The following is a 20,009-nucleotide window of genomic DNA, read 5'->3' as shown; positions in this document are numbered from 1 at the left end:
GCCGCGGCTGCGGGTCGTCCGAAAAACCGGTGAATCGGTGAAACTTGCTTGGCTGCAATGACGGAAAGACGCGTTGATGGAGCAGAGGGGAATCCTGAATCGAATAGGCGGCGCGTCCAAAACGTTCCCGCAAAAAAGACTCCCGTCCTCATACCGCTGGCGCGGTAAAGGGACGAGAGTCTCGCGGTGCCACCCTAATTCGCCGGGCCCTTGCGGGCTTCGGCCTTAGCGGGTCGGAGAAACCGACCCTTCACGGTAACGGCGTGACACCGGCTGCGCCTACTCCGCGGCATGCGGGGTCGGACAGACGCTCGGGAGCGCTCGGGACGGGAACGCATAACCGGTTCGCACCTTCCACCGGCTCTCTGATATGCGTACTCCCACCGTTCTCCTTCAAAGCGTTTCGCTCAAGTTGAATTTTTCATACTTTAACACAAGGTTACACAGAGTGTCAACGCATAAAATAAATTCGGGTTTAATAAAGCGACAAACGCATATTTTGCCACGATAGCGAAAAAATAAGCCTTATTTCCGATCAATCCGATAAATTGGCAGGAAATGCGTACGTCTTTTCCGAACAATCTTATAAACGGTCACATACGCTTCCCGTACCGCTAAAACCGATGAAAAGAAAGCGGAAAACTTGATTACAGAGTCTCTTTTCGTTATCATTTGATTAGCATTCCGCTTTTTGAAAAGCAGTAACAACGGGATATGGGCGGGCGGAACTCAGGTTTGGGTCCATGTCCCCGAAGGAACCAAACCCATGACAAATAAAAAAGGAAACAAAATTCGGCGCAAAGCCGTACAATTAACGGACCGGCTGCTTTTGATCAATCTTTATCTGACGCAGGGATTGACGCTGCTGATCGGCACGGTCTGGATTCTGCTGCAGGGACGCAATCCGCTGGACCTGCTGACGCTGCCGGGCGACCTACGCTTTCTGTACTGGGGAGCCGGCCTTGCGGTCGCGTTGTTCGCGGTCGATCTGCTGATGACGCTTTGGGGCCGCGAAGAAGACCTGGACGACGGCGGGATCAACGCGATGCTGTTTCGCAAACGTCCGCTGTGGCATATTTTCGTCATCGCGGCCGTCGTATCGGTGTGCGAAGAGCTGTTGTTCCGGGGAGCGATCCAGTATCATCTGGGTCCTTACTGGACCAGCATCCTGTTCGCGCTGATCCATATCCGGTACTTGAAGCATTGGCTGCCGACGGCATGGGTGTTTGCCAGCAGCTACGGGCTCGGTTGGATCTACGTGCAATCGGGTACGCTGTGGGCGCCGATCGTTTGTCATTTCTTGATCGATTTTATCTCGGGCATCATGATCAAACGGAGGGAACAGAAGGAACAATGAGCGAACGTTTAAGCCGCATGGATCGGCATCCGAGTACGAGGAAGAAGCGCCGTAAGCGCCCGACGTTCAAGCAGGAATGGCAAAGCAATCATATGAAGCTGACGGATACGACCGTCATGCGGCTGTCCGACCTGGACGATCGGGCGGCGCTCGCGGAATCGATCGAGCCGCCGCCGTCCGTCGAACCTGCCGCCCAGGCCGCGCCGACGAGAGCGGAGCGGATCAAAAACGCGGGGGCCGCACCGGCGCCCGCCGCGCCGTCTCAGGAAGCGGAAGAAGATCCCGACGCGGAACTTCCTCCGCGCAGCGTGATGTACCCGTCAAGCCGGATCAGGCTGACCAAATGGTTCTACGAAACGCTGTTATTGCTGTTCTTGATACTGCTCGGGACGCTGCTATGGTGGGGCACCCAGATGACAGGAGTGAAATTGCCATGGCAATAAAATGGGGTTGGAAACAAGCGCTCGCCGCCGCGGCAGGTGCCGCGGCCGGTCTGGGCGTGCATATGGTCAAGGAAGCGATGGCGTTTCGGGTGCTGCACGAAGACGTGCATATCCCGGGACTGCCGGCCGCGTTCGACGGATACCGCGTCTATTTCATCTCCGATATCCATCGCCGGCTGCTGCCCGAGGCGGAAGTGGCCGCTCTGGAAGGCAAAGCGGACATCGTCTGGATCGGCGGGGACCTGACCGACCGTGGCGTGCCGGAAGAGCGCACGCTCGCCAATATGCGGATGCTGCGCAAGATCGGACCGTCTTATGCCGTCTACGGCAATCACGACTACGAAGCCTACATGCCGAATATGGAAAATCTCGACACGCTGCTGGAAGCGTCCGGCGTCAAGCCGCTCGGCAGCAAGAACGTGCCGCTGCACCGGGGCGGAAGCACGATCTGGCTCGCGGGGATCGACGATCTCGGACCCGCGGGCCTGTGGAGGGGCGATCCGCGTATCCGCCGCGAAGACTGCGTGCTCGTGCTGATGCACGATCCCAAATGGGTCGTGGCGCTGCGGCGCACGTCGGCCAACTACGCGTTCGCCGGACATACGCACGGCGGGCAGATCAGCCTGCCGCTCGTGGGACCGGCCGCGTCCAAGCCGTTTTACAAAACGTATCTCGACGGCACGCACTTTATCGAATCCGAAGACGGCGGCACGACCGGGCTGCGGATCAGCCGCGGCATCGGCACCAGCCATTTTCCGCTGCGGCTCGGTTCGCCGGCGGAGACCCATCTGCTGACGCTGCGCAGCGCGCCGCCGCTGCAGGGCTGACGCCATCCGCGAAGATTACAGCCGCGGGCGTCGCTGTCGCGCACACCAAAAAGGCCATCCCCCGGGGGATGGCCTTTTTGTGAACCGTGCCGTCTTATGAACTCTGCGCATGCCGGCCGCGGAAAGCTTTCCCACAGGGGAAAGCCATCATCCGCCGCCGGCAGTCGATCAAGGCTGTTTCGTCGTATCGATGCTGCGCGGATCGACGAAGCTGTAGCCTTTGGCTTCAAGCTTGGTCAGCAGCTCGTCGAGCGCTTCGACCGTCCACGGCAGTTCGTGCATCAGGATGTTGCTGCCGGAGTGGAGCTGGTCGAACACGTTGTCGATGACCGCCTGCGAATCGTCCTGGTTGACCCAGTCAAGCGATCCGACGGACCACGTCATGGACAGCATGCCGTTGTCTTTGGCCACTTTTTCGGTGTAATCGTTGCCTGCGCCGTTCGGCGGGCGGAAGAAGGTCGGCGATTTGCCGATCGTTTTTTTGACGATTGCCTGCGTATCTTCCAGCTGCTTTTTAATTTCGGCATCGCTTTCCTTGCGCAGGATGATGTGATCGTAGCTGTGGTTGCCGACGATGCCGCCGCGTTCGTCGATCAGCTTCAGCAGGTCCGGATTCGCTTTGACCCGGTAGCCGTTCACGAAAAAGATCGCTTTGGCATTATGCTTGTCGAGCGTGTCGAACATGCTGTTGATCATTTTGGCTTCTTTCGGACCGTCGTCGAACGTCAGCAGCACGATCTTCTTCGGAGCGCCGCTGCCTTCGTTCGGCACGATGTCGTAGTTCGCGTTCATATGGTACTCGAGCGCGACTTTTTCGGTAGCTGCCGCGTTATCCGCGTCCGGAGTATCCGTTTGTTCGCCGGCTGCCGTGCCCGGAGCTGCGTCGCCGCTGCCTGCCGGTGCGTCTGTTTCGGTGCCCGCTGCCGGAGCGGTCTCTTCGGGAGCCGCGGCATCCGGAGTCTGCGTGCCTTCGGCCGCGTCGGGGGTTTGCTGCGCCGGAGCCGTCTGCGCGCTTTCCGCAGGCTTCCCGGCATCCGTCGTCTGTGTTTCCGTCGTCTGGGCGGAACCGTTCGGTTCAGCCTCTTCGGCGGCGTTCCCGCAGGCGCCGAGCACGAGGCCCGCAGCCAGCCAGAACAGGGCCGTCTTTTTCCACATCTGTTATCCATCTCGCTTTCTTTGCATGTTCTGTGGTGCCTCTGCGCCCGGCCTGCCGGCTGTCGCCCGCCGTTCGAGCGCGAAGTCCGGCATCCGCCGGACGCATGCGTTTCATAGCTATTCGGTACAGCTTATGTAACTTTTAAAGCTTAGCATAATCGACTGCGCAGTTGCGGCACGTAACGGGATTGTAACCTTTTCATACCGACCTGAAACCTTTCATGAATTTTGATATCCGGACGTGCATTTGGCGAAAAGAAGTGATAACATAAATATGTGGTTATATATAAATATCGAATAAACCGCTCCGTGCGTCGGCCGAGTGCAATTTGTCGTTCGAGAAGCTATTCCCTTCGTGGCAGCCGGCCAGCAAGGAAGCCGGTACGCCGAACGTTCGGCGCGGCCGACGCGCAAGGAAGACCCTTTCCAAAAATCGACTCCTAAAGGAGGGTCCTGTCGTGAAAATTGAACGATTAGCCCAGGATAAAATTCGTATCTTCCTTACGTCCGATGATCTCAACGAACGCGGCATTCAGCGGGAAGATATGTGGCAGGAGATTCCGAGAGTCCACGAACTGTTCACCGAAATGATGGATCAGGCTTACACCGAGCTAGGCTTCGACGCAACCGGCCCTCTGGCCGTCGAAGTGTTTGCGCTTCCCGCGCAGGGCATGGTCGTCGTCGTGACGAAAGGCAAGTACGATCCGCTTCATTCGGACACGGGAGACGAGGAAATGCCGGATGAAGTTTACGAAATGGAAGTGACTATGGAGGCAAGCGATACGATCGTTTACTCTTTCAACGATATCGAGCCCCTGATCGAAGCGGCCCATGTGCTGCGCGATCGGGTAACCGAAACAGGATCGCTGTACCATTATAAGAATGCGTGGTTCCTGCATTTTTCGGCGGAGGAGCTTGACGATTCGCTGCACAACCCTTTGATCGCCGTGCTTGCCGAGTTCGGCAGCTCGTCGCCGGTCACAACCGCCGTTCTTCAGGAGTACGGCAAGACCGTGATGGCGGAACGGGCGGTCGCCCAGATCTGCACGCACTTCGACCGCCGGGCTTGACGCCCGGGAGAAACGCCGCCGTCCCGAGCGATCGGGGCGGCCGTTTCCGTTTGTACGGCTTGCACGGCGTGGACAGATCCGGAATTTCGTCGCGGACGAGGCGGGAAAGGGGAACAATTTGCTAGCGTTGACGGTGTTTGTCGCGGCGATTACGCCGGGAGTCGCTTTGTTGTTTTATTTCTATCTAAAAGACAAGTACGATGCCGAGCCGCTGCATATGGTTGCTCGGATGTTTTTGCTCGGCTTTTTGGTCGTGCTGCCGATCATGGTCGTCCAGCAGGGGCTGCTGCGGGCGTTCGGCGATAATCCGTACCTGTTCGCTTTCGGCATCTCGGCTGGCGTGGAAGAGATGTTCAAGTGGTTCGTGCTGTTTCACTTCATCTACAACCATACCGAGTTCGACGAACCGTACGACGGCATTTTGTACGCCGTGGCCGTATCGCTCGGATTCGCGACGCTTGAGAATATCATGTACGCGTTCACGCTCAAAGCTTCGTTCGGCGCGCTGCTGCTGCGCGGCCTGCTGCCGGTGTCCGGGCATGCGATGTTCGGCGTCGTCATGGGATACTATATGGGCCGCGCCAAATTCGCGGGCGCGTCGCAGCGCAAAAAGTTCCTGATTTTGTCGCTGCTCATGCCGCTTGTGTGGCACGGCATCTACGACATGATCCTGAACCTGTCCGGCCATTACTGGATCTGGTACATCGTGCCGTTCATGGTGCTGATGTGGTACGGGGGCATGGACAAAGTCGGCAAAGCCAACAACCGTTCCCCGTTCCGCTTTCTGAAAAAGGACGACTCGCTGCCGGGCTCTTCGCCCAAGCGCGCGCCGAAGCCGGCCTCCGTTTCCGACAAAAAGGAAGCCTGACCCACGGAGTGCTGACCCAGGGAGCGCTGACCCCCGGAACGCTGATCCAACGAGTTCCAATCCGAGGGACACGGGTCTGAAAGGCCCTGTTTTCCAACCGCATACCCGAACGCACTCCAAGGCAAAGCCCGCACCCCCGGGCTTTGCCTTTGTTTTTTGGAGAATTGGGCTTACAAGCCTATGTCCGCATGCTATACTGATGAAGCCGAAGGCAGGCTCTGACCGCGAGCGGAAGAGCAGGGCCTTGACGAGTATGTACAAAGGCGGGCGATTAAAAAATGTATCCGAAAACCAACGATATGCTGTTCATGCAGCCCGTATCCATGGAAGCCAAACCCGAAAACGAACACCGATCGAGAATTTCCGAAATCGAGGAGAATTCGCTGCTGACCGAACTCCCGCTTCGTGCCGGACGGATGAGCCGGCTTCGCCTGGGCGAAGAACTGTCGGTCTATCATATGACGGAAGACGGAGTGAAGTATTACTTCACGTCACACGTGCTGGGCTATCAGGACGATTCCATTCCGCTCATGCGGATCAGCAAGCCGCTGCCGGAAGACATTTCCAAAGTGCAGCGAAGACATTACCTGCGCGTTCCGGCCAAAGTCGAAATCGCCGTGCAGGCGCCGCAGTTCCATTTTACCGCCGTAACTTCGGACCTGAGCGGGGGCGGACTGTCATTCGTCGATGCGGGTGCTTACCCGATCGAGACGGAGCAGGAAGTGGACGGCTGGATCCTGCTGGCCTACAAAAGCGGCAGCGTCGACCACGTTCCGTTCGGCGGCGAAGTGCTGCGCGTCAAAGAACCGGGCACGGGGCGCAACACGGTCAGCGTTCGGTTCACGCGTATCGCCGACACCGAGCGGCAAAAAGTAATCCGGTACTGTTTCGAGCGCCAGCTCGATTTCCGCAACCGCTAACGCACGGGGCGCGCCGAACGTTCGGTTTGTCGGCGCGCCGCGGCTTTTTTTCTTTTCGTGTGCGGACGTTTTGCAAATTGGCGTGCCTTATGCTATAATTTTATTGTCGCAGGCACAGCCTGTTTTTTTATTGATTGAGAAGCCTGCCCACTAACCGGGGCGGCGGTTTTGAGGAGGAGTGCCCCTTTGTCCAGCTTGAACGGGGAACGGGAGTTCAGAATCAACATCGCAATCGACGGACCTGCGGGAGCGGGAAAGAGCACGGTTGCGCGCAAGGTGGCCAAAGCGCTCTCCTATGTCTATGTGGATACCGGTGCGATGTACCGGGCCGTCACATGGGATATGCTGAATCTCGGCATTGAAGCGGAGAACGAGCAGGAGGTTCTGGCACGTATGGAATCCCTCGAGATCGAGCTGATACCGGGAGAAGACGGCCAGCGCGTGAGACTTTCCGGGCAGGACGTGACGGACGATATTCGTTCGCTCGCCGTGACCCGTACCGTTTCCCGATATGCGCAAATCGAGGGGCTGCGGGCGGAATTGTCTTCCGCCCAGCGGCAAATGGCTTTACGCAAAGGCGTCGTGATGGACGGACGCGATATCGGAACGACCGTGCTCCCCGACGCGGAGGTCAAGATTTTTATGACCGCAACCGTCGAGGAACGCGCCCGGCGCCGATTCCGGGAACTGCCGGAATCCGGCGAATCCATTACGCTTGAACAGCTTGAACGCGAGATTGCGGACCGGGACGAACTCGACCGCAATCGCGAAGTGTCGCCGCTCGTATGTGCGGAAGATGCGACGGTGCTCGATACGACGCGGATGACCATCGAAGAGGTGTCGGACGCGATCGTGCGCCTGGCCGAACGCCAGCTGACCCGACAGGGCTAGAACGGCGTCGGCCGAAGAAGTTTGTTTTGAACTCTGCGCACCGCGGGTTTAAATATGAGGGTTTTGAATCGAGGAGGGTATTTAACATGTCGGAAGAAACAAGAAACCAAAATGAAGAAGCAGTAAACCAGGAAGTAAACGAAGAAACGGCTACGCAGGATCAGCTGGAGCAGGTCGTCAGCGTCAAAAAAGGCGACACCGTTACCGGTACAATCGTGAAATTGGACGATGACCAAGCGTACGTCAGCATCGGTTATAAATACGACGGCGTAATCGCGACAAGCGAGCTTGAAGAAGGCGCTGAAATCGGCCAAGAAGTCGTTGCCAAAGTTGTCAGCCTGAACGACAACAAAGAGCAAATGGTTCTGTCGAAAAAAGCGATTCAAGGCGCAAAAGCATGGGAAGAACTCGACGCGAAATCCGCAAGCAAAGAGATCTTCGAAGTTAAAATCACGGACGTCGTAAAAGGCGGAATCGTGACGGACGTAAGCGGCGTTCGCGCTTTCATCCCGGCTTCGATGGTTGAGCGTCATTTCGTCGAAGACTTCAGCGATTACAAAGGCCGCACCATCCGTGTTCGCGTCAAAGAACTGGATCGCGAAAACAACAAAGTAATCCTGTCCGCCAAAGACGTGCTTGAAGAAGAGTTCGAAGCCAACAAGCACAAAGTGATGGCCGATCTCAAAGAAGGACAAATCATCGAAGGCAAAGTGCAACGTCTGACGCAGTTCGGCGCATTTGTCGACGTAGGCGGCGTGGACGGACTCGTTCACGTATCCGAAATGGCTTGGCATCACGTAGCCAAACCTTCCGATGCCGTATCCGAAGGCGAGAGCGTCAAAGTCAAAGTGCTCAAAGTCGATCCGGAAAAAGGCAAAATCAGCCTGAGCATCAAAGCGGCAACTCCGGGTCCTTGGGAAACGGCTTCCGAGAAGTTCAGCCAAGGCGAAATCATCAGCGGCGAAGTGAAACGTCTCGTGCCTTTCGGCGCATTCGTAGAAATCGCTCCTGGCGTAGAAGGCCTGGTTCACATCTCGCAAATCTCGCATAAGCACATCGGAACGCCTCAGGAAGTGCTGGAAGAAGGACAAACGGTTCAAGTGAAAGTTCTGGACGTAAACCCTTCCGAAAAACGCATCAGCCTGAGCATCAAAGAAACCGAAGAAGCTCCTGCTGGCGAAGCGCGCAGCGAGAGACCGGAAAGATCTGACAGACCGGAAAGATCCGGATCGAGCAGAGGCCGCGATAAAGGCCCGCGCGTCGATAAAATCGACAACCCTAACGTTTCCCTGAGCAACCAAGGCATGAACGTTTCGCTCGGCGAACGTTTCGATCTGGCTGCCCTGAAAGAAAAACTGGGTCAATCGGAAGAATAATGGCAGCACAAGCATAGCTACGAGCAAACGGCGGACCCGCTGCGGGTTCGCCGTTTGTGCAATATAAGGATGAATCGGCTGCAACGACGGCTGTAATCCCAATCTTTATATGCCGAATATGCCGACGGGAAACGGGGGCCGATCCGAATGGATCGGTTTGGCCGTTTCTTGTCGTGTAACGGGAAATTTCAGCTGCGGCTGACAAGGAGGAATGTTCAAATGGCAAGAGCGGTAGTCGCGATCGTAGGACGCCCGAACGTGGGCAAATCGACGATCTTCAATCGAATCATCGGCGACCGTCTGTCCATCGTCGAAGATAAACCGGGCGTCACACGCGACCGGATTTATGGAGTCGGCGAATGGAACGGCAGGTCGTTCAGCATTATCGACACAGGAGGGATCGAGCTCAACGACGAGCAAATCCTGAAATCGATCAAGGCTCAAGCGGAGCTGGCGATCGAGGAAGCGGACGTGATCGTCCTGATGTGCGATGCCAAAGCGGGACTGACACAGTCGGACTCGGAAGTGGCGGAGATGCTGTACCGGTCGAAAAAACCGATCATTTTGGCGGTCAACAAAGTCGACAATATGACCCGGATGGACGACACGTACGAGTTTTACAATCTGGGCCTCGGCGATCCGATCGGCGTATCGGGCGCGCACGGCAGCGGCGTAGGCGATCTGCTTGACGTTATCGTGGAGAAACTGCCGGATACGACAGACGAAGAGTACGACGAAGACGTGATTCGCGTCGCGTTGATCGGACGTCCGAACGTCGGTAAATCTTCGCTCGTGAACGCCCTGCTCGGCGAGCAGCGCGTTATCGTCAGCGACGTGGCCGGCACGACGCGCGACGCGATCGATACCGAATTCGAGCGCGACGGTCAGCGGTACGTGCTGATCGATACCGCCGGCATGCGCAAACGCGGCAAAGTGTACGAAAACCTTGAGAAATACAGCGTCATGCGCGCTATGCGGGCGATCGAACGCGCGGACGTGGTCGCCGTCGTCATCAACGGCGAAGAAGGCATCATCGAGCAGGACAAACATATTGCCGGCTATGCGATCGAAGCGGGCAAAGCTTCGGTATTCGTCGTCAACAAATGGGACGTGGTCGAAAAAGACGACAAAACGATGCAGCATTTCGAGAACAGTATCCGCAATCATTTCCTGTTCATGACGTATGCGCCGGTCGTTTTCCTGTCCGCATTGACCGGCCAACGCGTGCAAAAGCTGCTGCCGGTCGTAAACCGCGCCGCCGAACAGCATTCCCGCCGGATCGCGACCGGTCTGCTGAACGACGTCATCTCCGATGCGGTCGCGATCAATCCGCCGCCTACGGACAAAGGACGCCGCATGCGGATCAACTACGCGACCCAGGTCGCGGTCAAGCCTCCGACGATCGTCGTGTTCGTCAACGCGCCGGAGCTGATGCACTTCTCTTACGAACGCTATCTGGAGAACAAAATCCGGGCCGCTTTCGATTTCGAAGGCACCCCGATCCGGATCTTTACCCGACGCAAATCGGAAGATAAAGATTAAGCCAAGCATTAGAGAACGCACAAGTTCAGCTGCGCGAAGGAGAGCGAATAATGATAGAATCGGTAATCGCAATCGCAGCCGCTTATTTACTCGGCTCGGTCAGCTTTAGCGTATTATTTGCAAAACTGCTCAAAGGAATCGATATCCGCAATCACGGCAGCGGCAATGCGGGCGCGACCAACACGCTGCGCGTGCTCGGCAAAGGCCCGGCCATACTCGTGCTGGTGCTCGATATTTGCAAAGGCATTCTCGCCGTATGGCTCGGCCGCTGGATCGCGCCGGACTACGACTGGACGCCGGCACTGGCCGGACTTGCCGCGGTCGTCGGGCATAACTGGCCGCTGTACTTCCATTTCAAAGGCGGCAAAGGGATCGCGACGACGATCGGCATGCTGGCGACGCTCTGCTTTTTGCCGGCGCTGTTTGCCGGCATTATTGCGATCGTGGTCATCGTGCTGACGCGCTACGTCTCGCTCGGTTCGCTGCTGTTCGTCACACTGACGCCGGTCTTTCTCGTCGTCTACGACGCCGCGGGCTGGCACGATTACGGCATGCCGGTGTTGATCGTCAGCCTCGTCATTTGGGCTCTCGCCGTCTGGCGCCACCGGGGCAACCTGGTGAAGCTCAAAAACGGAACGGAGAACAAGCTGGGCTCGAAGTCCGGCGGGAAGGAGCACAGCCTTGGCTAAAAAAGTGTGCGTATTGGTAGCCGGCAGCTGGGGTACGGCCCTGGCGATGGTATTGGCCGATAACGGCCATGACGTGAGACTGTGGGCGCGAAGCGAAGAGCATGTGCAGGAGATTAACGAGACGCGCGAGAACTCGCGGTTTCTGCCGGGCGTCAAGCTTCCGGACGGTCTTCGCGCAACAAGCGACATGCAAGACGCATTAAGCGAAGCCGAGGCGGTCATCATCGCTTCGCCTTCCAAAGCGATGCGCGAAGTGGCGCGTGCGCTCAAGCCGTTCTGGCACGAAGACATGCTGTGCGTGCATGCGACCAAAGGCATGGAGACCGGCACGTTGAAGCGGATGTCGACGATCATCGCCGAAGAACTCGGCTGTGAAGAATCGAAGATCGGCGTCATCTGCGGACCGAGCCACGCCGAAGAAGTGGCCCGGCGGCGTCCGACGACGATCGTTGTCGCTTCGGCCAACGAAGGCGAAGCCCAGCGGGCGCAGAATCTGCTCATGAACGCTTATTTCCGTGTCTACACGAACCGGGACGTGCTCGGGGCCGAGCTTGCGGGGGCGTTCAAGAACATTATCGCGCTCGGTGCGGGCATGTCCGACGGCCTCGAATACGGAGACAACGCCAAAGCGGCGCTGCTGACGCGCGGCCTGGCCGAGATCACGCGGATCGGCACCGAGATGGGCGCCAATCCGTTGACGTTTTCCGGTCTAGCCGGCGTAGGCGATCTCGTCGTTACGGCGACGAGCAAGCACAGCCGGAACTGGCGTGCCGGCTACATGATCGGGCAGGGCAAGCCGCTGCAGGAAGTGCTCGACTCGATGGGCATGGTCGTGGAAGGCATCCGAACGACGGAAGCCGCCCATTTCATTTCGCAAAAGTACAAAGTTCAAATGCCGATCGCGGAGCAGTTGTACCGGGTACTGTTCGAAGACCTGGACCCGAAAACGGCTGTCGAAGCGCTGATGGGCCGGGGACCGAAGACCGAGATGGAGATGATTTCGCAGGAAACTTGGGAGCAGTGGCATACGTGAAAGCGCACACCGGCATAGCTTGAAGCGGATCGCCGGCTCCCGATGATCGACAGCGATTGCGAGAGGAGGCGAACCGATGCCGACAGATCGACATACCGTATCGTTTAGTCCCGACGGCAAAAGCGTCACCGTCAAGGCGGGAACGACGCTGCTGACCGCCGCGCGTGCGGCCGGGGTGCGTATTCCCGTGCGCTGCGAAGGCAAAATGGGCTGCCTCATGTGCAAAGTCACGCTGGAGTCGCCGCAGGACGGCGTTCTGCCGCCCGCCGAAGGCGAACGCCGCAAGCTCGGCGGAAGTCTCGACACAGGCACCCGGCTGGCCTGCCAGGCGAAAGTGTGCGGGGACGTCTCCGTCACGACGCCCGAAGATCCGCTGAAGCGGGCGGTGCGCCTTCAGTTGGAGCGGCAAAGCGGGGAAGACGACGATTTTTGGCGGTAACGCCCAGGATCGGACGCGTCCCCATCTATGGCTTCATCCATGAAAAGCTTGAAATTATAAGGCCGGTGTATTACTATATGGATGTTGCCTACAGAACGCAAGTTCTGGCAGTTTGAGAATTCCGGCCTTATCTACCGCGTTTTACGTTTGGTTAGCAGGTAATCGGAAAGACCAAATACGCCTTTTGGCGGGCACTCGGACGAGTGCCGGGTATGATTGTAACAGGAGGTGAAACGCATGAACAAATCTGACCTGATCAGCCACGTTGCAGAAGCATCGGAGCTTGGCAAGAAAGAAGCAACCAAAGCGGTTGACTCCGTTTTCGAAGCCATCGCGACCGCTCTGCAAAACGGCGAGAAAGTACAGCTCGTCGGATTCGGAAACTTCGAGATTCGCGAACGTTCCGCCCGTAAAGGACGCAACCCGCAAACCGGCGAAGAGATCGAAATCCCGGCAAGCAAGATTCCTGCTTTCAAACCGGGCAAAGCCCTGAAAGACGGAATTAAATAAAATCTACATAATCCCCAGGGGTTGAAGATTTTGCATCGCTTCGGATCGTGCGAAGCGATGGGGAAGAAGCCGTGAATGCATATTCACGGCCTTTTTCTTTTTGTGCGCAAGCTGGGGAGACGGACCGAAGCGAAGCGGGCGTTCCAAGGTGTTGACAACACGGCCCGGCATTTGCCATCATGAATAGCATGCATTGAAAGATTCAATCGAAGATTCAGCGGGAAGGAGCAGCGATTATGGAACATCCAAAAAGTATGGAAAATTCGGAAAAAGCCGACTATATCGTGATCAAGGCTCACGAGAACGGCGTTCATGTTATCGGGCTGACGCGCGGTCAGGATACGCGTTTTCATCACACGGAAAAGCTGGACAAAGGCGAAGTGCTGATCGCGCAGTTCACCGATCATACGTCGGCGATCAAGGTGCGCGGCAAAGCGACCGTGTTCACCAAACACGGCAATATCGACGCCGAAACCTGAGCGTTTGCGTTAGTTGTTTGAAAAAGCTTATGCTATAATAGAAAAGATTGTGACAAAAATAGCGTTGAACGTTGTAAAAAGTCGGAGGCCTATAGATGAAACCCTACTGCGTACCGGAAAAGACCGAAAAATACACCGGATATGACATGATCCGGAATCATACGGAGATTCCGGCGCTGCCGGATGCGCGGCTTCGGCTGCTGCACGCTTTTCTTGAAGCTTCCGATTCGGCGGACAAGACCGAGGTTTACGGCATGGTCACGGGACTGCTCCAGATCGGCCTCGATATCCACGACCGGGTCGCGCCGGGAGACGACAGCGAAGAAGAACAGGCGATGCGCTCCAGGCAGCTTAAAGTGCTGGCGGGCGATTATTACAGCAGCCGCTTCTACCAACTGCTGGCCGCGGCAGGCGAAGTGGACATGGTCGCCGAGCTGAGCCGGGCGATTGCGGACGTGAACCGCCGCAAAATGGAGCTGTACCTGCGCATGCAGGGAACTTCCGCGCCGGAACTGCGCGAATATGTGGAAGAGGCGGCCGCGATCAAGGCACGCCTGTTCGTGGGCTTCGACGTTTCGCTGAGCGGCCCGCTGCTGCCGGATTGGCAGAGCCTGCTGAAGCTCGTCGCCCTGTGCGAAGCGGCGGTCGAAGAGCTGGAAGCCGCGACGCACGGCGAGGCGCTGCATTACGGCATGCACCCGGTCGGCGAAGCGGAAGCGGCCGAATTGAAGCAACTGCTGCTTGGGTTCGCGGATCGGCTCGAAGCGGGCATCGCGGCGCTGCCGGCGCAAGTGAACCGCGAGGTGCTGGGCGCCTTGGCGGACGGATTCCGCGGCGCGGCCGAAACGAAAGGCAAGGTGAACCGATAATGGCGAATTCGACCAAACCGAAAGAAGAGTTCGTCCACGACGTTTTTCAGCAGATTGCGCCGAAATACGACCGGATGAACGATATTTTGAGCTTTAACCGCCACAAAGCGTGGCGCAAGTTTGCCATGCGCAAAATGGCCGTCTCCCAAGGCGACAGCGCTGTCGACCTGTGCTGCGGCACGTGCGACTGGACGATCAGCCTGGCCGAAGCAAGCGGCAGCGGTCCGGTCAAGGGACTCGATTTCAGTCCGGCGATGCTGGACGTGGGCCGGGGCAAGATCGCGCGCAATACGCACGGCGGACAGATCGAGCTGTTCCAGGGCAACGCGATGGAACTGCCGTTTGCCGACAATTCGTTTGATTACGCGACGATCGGATTCGGCCTGCGCAACGTGCCCGATCCGGTGCGCGTGCTGAACGAAATGCGCCGCGTCGTCAAGCCGGGCGGCATGGTCGTTTGTCTGGAATTGTCCAAGCCGACGAGCCAGCCGTTCAAAGGGCTGTACTATTTTTATTTCGAACGGATGCTGCCGAAGATGGGCAAGCTGTTCGCAAAAAGCTACGAGCAGTACAAGTGGCTCCCGGATTCGTTAAAACTGTTCCCGGGCCGCGAAGAATTGGCGAATATTTTCCGTGAAGTGGGTCTCAAAGACGTGGAAGCTTACGCGCTGACCGGCGGAATCGCCGCGCTGCACATCGGAATTAAGGAGAAATAAAATGTTCGGGAAAATCCGTGTCTTTTTGGAAATGATCAAGATTGAACATACGTTATTCGCGCTTCCCTTCGCGTTCATGGGGATGCTGCTCGGCTCGGTCGTCATTAACGGGCATCTGCCTTCGTGGGGACAGGCCGGCTGGATTTTGCTGGCCATGATCGGGGCGCGCAGCGCCGCGATGGGCATGAACCGTCTGATCGACCGCTACATCGACGCCAAAAACCCGCGCACCGAAAAGCGGGCCATTCCTGCGGGACTTCTCAAAACGCGCGAAGTGGCGATTTTTGTCGTCGTGTTTCTCGGTCTTTTCCTGTGGGCGACGTTCGAACTGTCGCGCTTCGCGCTGACGCTGTTCCCGATCGCCCTCGTGCTGCTGATCGCCTATTCGTACACGAAGCGCTTCACGTGGCTCTGCCACGTCGTGCTCGGCGCGACGATCGCGCTTGCGCCGCTCGGCGGTTGGGCGGCCGTGACCGACAGCTTCAGCTGGTCGTCGCTCGTCTTCTACATCGCGATCGCGTTCTGGACAGCCGGGTTTGACGTGATCTATGCGTGCGACGATATCGAATTCGACCGGCGGGAAGGCATTTATTCCATTCCGAGCCGGTTCGGCCTGCACAAAGCGCTCAAGATCGCCCAGGGCTTCCATGCCGTGACGGCGCTCGGACTGATTGCGCTTGCGTTTATTACGCCGCTCGGCTGGTGGTACGTGGCCGGCGTCGTCATTGCGTGCTCGATCTTGTTCTATCAGCACCGCATCGTGAAGCCGAACGATCTTCGCCGCGTACAGACTGCCTTTTTCACGATGAACAGCTGGCTCAGCAGTATTGTTTTCGTATTCACTCTGATCGATTTGGTGGTGAAGTTTTGGTAAACGAACTCGCGGGCGCCGGCAGGCACTGGGTCGTCGGAATTACCGGTGCCAGCGGCAGCGTTTACGGCATCCGGCTGACCGAAGAACTGCTGGATCTCGGTTTTACCGTGCATCTGGTCGTCTCGAACGCCGGCTGGCGCGTATTTAAGGAAGAAATGGATTTCGACGCGTCGAAACGCGAGCAGGAACTGGAGCACCGCTTCGGCGGCCGTGCCGGACGGCTGGTCTATCATCCGGTGGCGGATATCGGAGCTTCGATCGCCAGCGGTTCATTCCGGGCCGAAGGGATGATCGTCATGCCGTGTTCGATGGGGACGCTGTCTTCGATCGCGCACGGTTCGTCCGACAACCTGATGACGCGGGCGGCGGACGTCATGCTCAAGGAAGGGCGTCCGCTCGTGCTCGTGCCGAGGGAAACGCCGCTGCATGCCATCCATTTGGAGAACATGCTGAAGCTTGCGCGCCTGGGCGTCAAAATGGTGCCGGCGATGCCGGCTTTTTATCATCGTCCCCGCACGCTCGAAGAAATCGTCGATTTTCTGGTCGGCAAAGTGCTGGACAGTGTTGGAATCGATCACAATCTGTTTAAAAGATGGGGGGAGGAAACGTGAAGGAGAGCGGCATGCTGCGCCTGGGGCGCATCCTCTACACCAACGTTTGGCCGGTCTACCATTACTTCGACGACTCGGCGCTGAGTTTTCCGGCGACGACCCGGACGGAGCTTCCGGCCGTGCTGAACCGCCTGCTGCTCGAAGGAGAGCTGGACATGAGCCCGGTCTCTTCTTTTGCCTACGGCATGGCGACGGACCGTTTTCTGCTGCTCCCGGATTTGTCGGTGAGCGCGGACGGGCCGGTTCGCTCGATCCTTTGTTTTTCCAAAAAGCCGTTCGCCGAAGCGGTGCACGGACGGATCGCGCTGACGAACACGTCCGCGACTTCCGTCAATCTGCTGAAGATCGTCGCGGAAAAAGCGTACGGCGCCAAGCCGGAGTACGTCACCTGCGAACCGAATCTCGAAGAGATGCTGGAACATGCCGACGTCGCGCTGCTGATCGGCGACCACGCGATTCGGGCCGATTGGGACAACGCCGGCTACACGGTGACCGATCTCGGCGCGGAATGGAAAGACTGGACCGGCAAAAGTATGACTTTCGCGGTCTGGACCGTCTCCAAAGCGGCGGCCGCACGCAATCCGGAACGTATCGGCGAACTGGCCGACGCTTTGGCCGACAGCAAGCGCCGGAGCCTGGCCGATGTGCGGCCGGTCGCGGAAAAAGCGCAGGCCGAACTCGGCGGGGAACTGGCTTACTGGCAGGGATATTTCGAAAATTTGCGTTACGACTTGACCCGGGAACGGCTGGAAGGTCTCGACCTTTACTTCCGTTACGCCCGGGAGATGGGACTGCTGCCGCAGGAAGCGCACATTGAAATTTGGACCGACAATACGCGGATACGGGTGAACGAATGAAACGAATGGAAATCTTCGGAACGTTAAAAAAAGATATGGACGCCGTGGAACGCTCGCTCTACGCCTGCATCGAAGTGGAGAACGAAGCGCTCGGGGAAGCGGCCATGCATCTGCTGAAAGCGGGCGGCAAGCGTCTGCGTCCGGCGTTCGTGCTGCTGAGCGGCAAGTTTGGCACGTATGAGCTGGACCGGTTGAAGCTGGTCGCCGTCCCGCTGGAACTTATCCATATGGCTTCGCTCGTGCACGACGACGTGATCGACAATGCGCAGACGCGCCGCGGCCAACTGACGGTCAAAGCGAAATGGGACAACCGGATCGCGATGTATACGGGCGATTATATTTACGCCAAGGCGCTGGAGATGGTCGCGGGACTGGAAGATCCGCGGATTCACCGGATTCTCGCCAAAGCGATGGTCGAGATGTCGATCGGCGAAATGGAACAGATCCGCGACTTTTTCAATTCGGGTCAGAGCATCCGCCGGTACCTGCTGCGCATTCGCCGCAAAACGGCGCTGTTGATCGCGGTCAGCTGCCAACTGGGCGCTCTTGCCGCCGGCGCTTCGACGGAAGTCGCGCGCGAGCTGTACAATTACGGCTATAACGTCGGCATGGCGTTCCAGATCCGGGACGACCTGCTCGATCTGTGCGGAACGGAGAAGCAGATCGGCAAGCCGCCGGGCAGCGATATCCGCCAGGGCAACATCACCATTCCGGTGCTGTACGCGCTGCAGGAAGACCGGCTGCGCGATCCGCTGCTGGGCGAGATCGGCCGCATTCACGAAGCGAACGGCCGCACGGACGTGAACGCCGCCGTGGCCATGATTACCGGCAGCGAAGGCATCGCGCGCGCCGAGGAACTGGCCGACCGCTATACGCAAAAAGCGCTGCAGGCGCTCGACCGGCTGCCCGATATCCGGGCGCGCCGCCATCTGCGCGATATCGCGCATTTTGTGTCGAGACGCACGTACTGAACCATTTTCATACCGGCACGGCGAAGGGAGATTCCGACGAATCTCCCTTTTTTCGCAGGCTCAGGCAGGAATTTGGGTGTAAAACGTTTAACTCTATAAAAAGCAAGCGTCTCAGCCGATAATAAATCATATGCCGAAAGTGGGAGATTGCGATGGAACGCACTTTTTTGATGGTCAAACCCGATGGAGTACAACGCGGACTGGTCGGACGGATCGTAAGCCGATTCGAAGACAAAGGATTCAAGCTGGTGGCGGGGAAATTCATGCACATATCCGAGGAACAGGCCAAGCGTCATTACGCCGAGCACGAAGGCAAGCCGTTTTTCGGAAAATTGGTTGAATTCATCACGTCCGGTCCGGTGTTCGCAATGGTATGGGAAGGCGACGACGTAATCGCGCTGGCCCGGATCGCCATGGGCAAGACCCAAGTCACGGAAGCGCTGCCGGGCACGATTCGCGGGGATTTTGCGGCGCATACGCCGTTTAACCTGATTCACGGATCGGACGGTCCCGACAGTGCCAAGCGCGAGATCGCCAATTTCTTCACAGAAGCGGAACAGCTCGATTATGACAAGGCGGTGGCGCGATGGATCTGATCAGAAGCGGAGCGGGGCGCGAAGAAGTATCTGCCCCGGGAAGCGACCCGGACTACAGCGGGTTTATCAAAAGCATAAATGCAAGCACGGGAATCGACCTGTCCCAATACAAGGAAGCGCAGATGAAACGTCGCCTGACGACGCTGCGCACCAAGCACGGCTACAGCACGTTCGCCCAGTTTTTCGAAGCGATGAAAAAGGACAAAAACCTGTTCTTCGAATTCCTCGACCGGATGACGATCAACGTGTCGGAATTTTGGCGCAACCCGAACCGTTGGGAAGTGCTGCGCGACACGATCATTCCGGAACTGCGCGCAGGCGGCAAAAAAGGACTCAAAGTATGGAGCGCGGCCTGCTCGACCGGCGAAGAACCGTATACGCTGGCGATGATTCTCGACGGGCACGGCATTCTCGGCGATTCCAAGCTGAACGCGGCCGATCTCGACGAAGGCGCACTGGCCAAAGCCAAGCAGGGCCAATATCTGGAACGCTCGCTGAAGGACGTTCCTCCCAAAGTGGCGGAAAAGTATTTCAAAGCGGAAGGCCTCATGTACAAAGTCGACGACAAGCTCAAGCGGGCGGTCAATTTCCACAAAGCGAACCTGCTGACGGACAAGTTCGACGACGGTTACGACCTGATCGTCTGCCGCAACGTCATGATCTACTTTACGGAAGAAGCCAAAGCGACGCTGTACCACAAATTTGCGTCCAGTCTGCGCAAAGGCGGCGTATTGTTCGTAGGCAGCACCGAGCAGATCTTCTCGCCGGGGCAGTACGGACTTGAACCGTGCGACACGTTTTTCTACAAAAAAATCTAACCGTTCCCCGTGTTCCGGGGTTCGCCCGAAGTCGCTTCGTTCCCGCCCAACCGCGGAACGGAGCGGCTTTTTCGGCTTGAACGGACAGGAGTCTGACG

23 protein-coding genes are annotated in these 20,009 nt (G+C 57.7%); 22 read left to right on the top strand and 1 reads right to left on the bottom strand.

Annotated elements, in window-relative coordinates; genetic code table 11:
• Window positions 1-766 precede the first annotated feature (766 nt).
• Genes FTE24_RS20110 through FTE24_RS20100 form a run of 3 tightly spaced genes read left to right on the top strand, consistent with a single transcriptional unit; the run spans window position 767 to window position 2,627 of the window.
• Window positions 767-1,357 (top strand): CPBP family intramembrane glutamic endopeptidase, encoded by a 591-nt coding sequence (locus tag FTE24_RS20110; protein WP_150229725.1) that lies wholly within the window; start codon window positions 767-769, stop codon window positions 1,355-1,357.
• Window positions 1,354-1,800, top strand: a complete 447-nt coding sequence (locus tag FTE24_RS20105; protein ID WP_150229723.1) for a hypothetical protein — start codon at window positions 1,354-1,356, stop codon at window positions 1,798-1,800. The genes FTE24_RS20110 and FTE24_RS20105 overlap by 4 nt, the downstream gene beginning before the upstream one ends.
• Complete coding sequence (locus FTE24_RS20100) at window positions 1,791-2,627, top strand: metallophosphoesterase (protein WP_160441845.1); 837 nt, start codon at window positions 1,791-1,793, stop codon at window positions 2,625-2,627. Before FTE24_RS20105 ends, FTE24_RS20100 begins: the two co-directional genes overlap by 10 nt.
• 168 nt (window positions 2,628-2,795) lie before the next feature.
• Here the strand turns inward: FTE24_RS20100 and FTE24_RS20095 are convergent, their stop codons facing one another.
• Window positions 2,796-3,782: a polysaccharide deacetylase family protein gene (locus FTE24_RS20095; RefSeq protein ID WP_150229720.1), complete on the bottom strand. Its 987-nt coding sequence runs from the start codon at window positions 3,780-3,782 to the stop codon at window positions 2,796-2,798.
• 458 nt (window positions 3,783-4,240) lie between these two features.
• Here FTE24_RS20095 and FTE24_RS20090 point away from each other — a divergent pair, with 458 nt between their 5' ends.
• The 19 genes from FTE24_RS20090 (at window position 4,241) to FTE24_RS20000 (ending at window position 19,911) form a co-directional block, all read left to right on the top strand.
• On the top strand, window positions 4,241-4,852 hold the full coding sequence (locus FTE24_RS20090) for a genetic competence negative regulator (RefSeq protein ID WP_150229718.1): 612 nt from the start codon (window positions 4,241-4,243) through the stop codon (window positions 4,850-4,852).
• 118 nt (window positions 4,853-4,970) lie between these two features.
• On the top strand, window positions 4,971-5,720 hold the full coding sequence (prsW, locus tag FTE24_RS20085; RefSeq protein WP_150229716.1) for a glutamic-type intramembrane protease PrsW: 750 nt from the start codon (window positions 4,971-4,973) through the stop codon (window positions 5,718-5,720).
• Between the two features lie 278 nt (window positions 5,721-5,998).
• The gene (locus FTE24_RS20080; protein WP_141450256.1) at window positions 5,999-6,640 is read left to right on the top strand and encodes a flagellar brake protein; all 642 of its coding nucleotides are present in this window, start codon (window positions 5,999-6,001) and stop codon (window positions 6,638-6,640) included.
• Between the two features lie 186 nt (window positions 6,641-6,826).
• Window positions 6,827-7,531, top strand: coding sequence for a (d)CMP kinase (gene cmk, locus FTE24_RS20075; RefSeq protein WP_150229714.1), 705 nt, complete (start codon window positions 6,827-6,829; stop codon window positions 7,529-7,531).
• A gap of 86 nt (window positions 7,532-7,617) precedes the next feature.
• On the top strand, window positions 7,618-8,907 hold the full coding sequence (rpsA, locus tag FTE24_RS20070; RefSeq protein ID WP_150229712.1) for a 30S ribosomal protein S1: 1,290 nt from the start codon (window positions 7,618-7,620) through the stop codon (window positions 8,905-8,907).
• A 219-nt stretch (window positions 8,908-9,126) separates the two neighbouring features.
• Window positions 9,127-10,449, top strand: a complete 1,323-nt coding sequence (der, locus tag FTE24_RS20065) for a ribosome biogenesis GTPase Der (protein ID WP_141445908.1) — start codon at window positions 9,127-9,129, stop codon at window positions 10,447-10,449.
• A gap of 50 nt (window positions 10,450-10,499) precedes the next feature.
• Window positions 10,500-11,138: a glycerol-3-phosphate 1-O-acyltransferase PlsY gene (gene plsY, locus FTE24_RS20060; protein WP_150229710.1), complete on the top strand. Its 639-nt coding sequence runs from the start codon at window positions 10,500-10,502 to the stop codon at window positions 11,136-11,138.
• Window positions 11,131-12,171, top strand: a complete 1,041-nt coding sequence (locus tag FTE24_RS20055) for an NAD(P)H-dependent glycerol-3-phosphate dehydrogenase (RefSeq protein WP_150229708.1) — start codon at window positions 11,131-11,133, stop codon at window positions 12,169-12,171. Before plsY ends, FTE24_RS20055 begins: the two co-directional genes overlap by 8 nt.
• A 76-nt stretch (window positions 12,172-12,247) precedes the next feature.
• Window positions 12,248-12,610, top strand: coding sequence for a 2Fe-2S iron-sulfur cluster-binding protein (locus FTE24_RS20050; protein WP_150229706.1), 363 nt, complete (start codon window positions 12,248-12,250; stop codon window positions 12,608-12,610).
• Between the two features lie 237 nt (window positions 12,611-12,847).
• Window positions 12,848-13,120, top strand: a complete 273-nt coding sequence (locus FTE24_RS20045; protein WP_141445904.1) for an HU family DNA-binding protein — start codon at window positions 12,848-12,850, stop codon at window positions 13,118-13,120.
• A 254-nt stretch (window positions 13,121-13,374) separates the two neighbouring features.
• Entirely contained in the window at window positions 13,375-13,599 is a 225-nt protein-coding gene (mtrB, locus tag FTE24_RS20040; protein WP_150230708.1) for a trp RNA-binding attenuation protein MtrB, read from the top strand.
• A gap of 95 nt (window positions 13,600-13,694) precedes the next feature.
• Window positions 13,695-14,468: a heptaprenyl diphosphate synthase component 1 gene (locus tag FTE24_RS20035; protein ID WP_150229704.1), complete on the top strand. Its 774-nt coding sequence runs from the start codon at window positions 13,695-13,697 to the stop codon at window positions 14,466-14,468.
• Window positions 14,468-15,184 (top strand): demethylmenaquinone methyltransferase, encoded by a 717-nt coding sequence (locus tag FTE24_RS20030; protein WP_202111935.1) that lies wholly within the window; start codon window positions 14,468-14,470, stop codon window positions 15,182-15,184. Before FTE24_RS20035 ends, FTE24_RS20030 begins: the two co-directional genes overlap by 1 nt.
• Before the next feature lies 1 nt (window position 15,185).
• Window positions 15,186-16,058: a UbiA-like polyprenyltransferase gene (locus tag FTE24_RS20025; RefSeq protein ID WP_141445901.1), complete on the top strand. Its 873-nt coding sequence runs from the start codon at window positions 15,186-15,188 to the stop codon at window positions 16,056-16,058.
• Window positions 16,052-16,669: a UbiX family flavin prenyltransferase gene (locus tag FTE24_RS20020; protein WP_141445900.1), complete on the top strand. Its 618-nt coding sequence runs from the start codon at window positions 16,052-16,054 to the stop codon at window positions 16,667-16,669. Before FTE24_RS20025 ends, FTE24_RS20020 begins: the two co-directional genes overlap by 7 nt.
• Before the next feature lie 11 nt (window positions 16,670-16,680).
• Window positions 16,681-17,526: a menaquinone biosynthetic enzyme MqnA/MqnD family protein gene (locus FTE24_RS20015; protein ID WP_415663133.1), complete on the top strand. Its 846-nt coding sequence runs from the start codon at window positions 16,681-16,683 to the stop codon at window positions 17,524-17,526.
• Window positions 17,523-18,497 (top strand): polyprenyl synthetase family protein, encoded by a 975-nt coding sequence (locus FTE24_RS20010; RefSeq protein WP_141445898.1) that lies wholly within the window; start codon window positions 17,523-17,525, stop codon window positions 18,495-18,497. Before FTE24_RS20015 ends, FTE24_RS20010 begins: the two co-directional genes overlap by 4 nt.
• A gap of 152 nt (window positions 18,498-18,649) precedes the next feature.
• The gene (gene ndk / locus FTE24_RS20005; protein WP_141445897.1) at window positions 18,650-19,093 is read left to right on the top strand and encodes a nucleoside-diphosphate kinase; all 444 of its coding nucleotides are present in this window, start codon (window positions 18,650-18,652) and stop codon (window positions 19,091-19,093) included.
• The gene (locus FTE24_RS20000; protein ID WP_141445896.1) at window positions 19,084-19,911 is read left to right on the top strand and encodes a CheR family methyltransferase; all 828 of its coding nucleotides are present in this window, start codon (window positions 19,084-19,086) and stop codon (window positions 19,909-19,911) included. Before ndk ends, FTE24_RS20000 begins: the two co-directional genes overlap by 10 nt.
• The last annotated feature ends 98 nt before the right edge of the window (window positions 19,912-20,009 follow it).

The organism is Saccharibacillus sp. WB 17 (assembly GCF_008634075.2).
Taxonomy (GTDB): Bacteria; Bacillota; Bacilli; order Paenibacillales; family Paenibacillaceae; genus Saccharibacillus; species Saccharibacillus brassicae.
The sequence above is the reverse complement of the archived record's forward strand: the minus strand, read 5'-3'. Positions and strand labels throughout refer to the sequence as shown.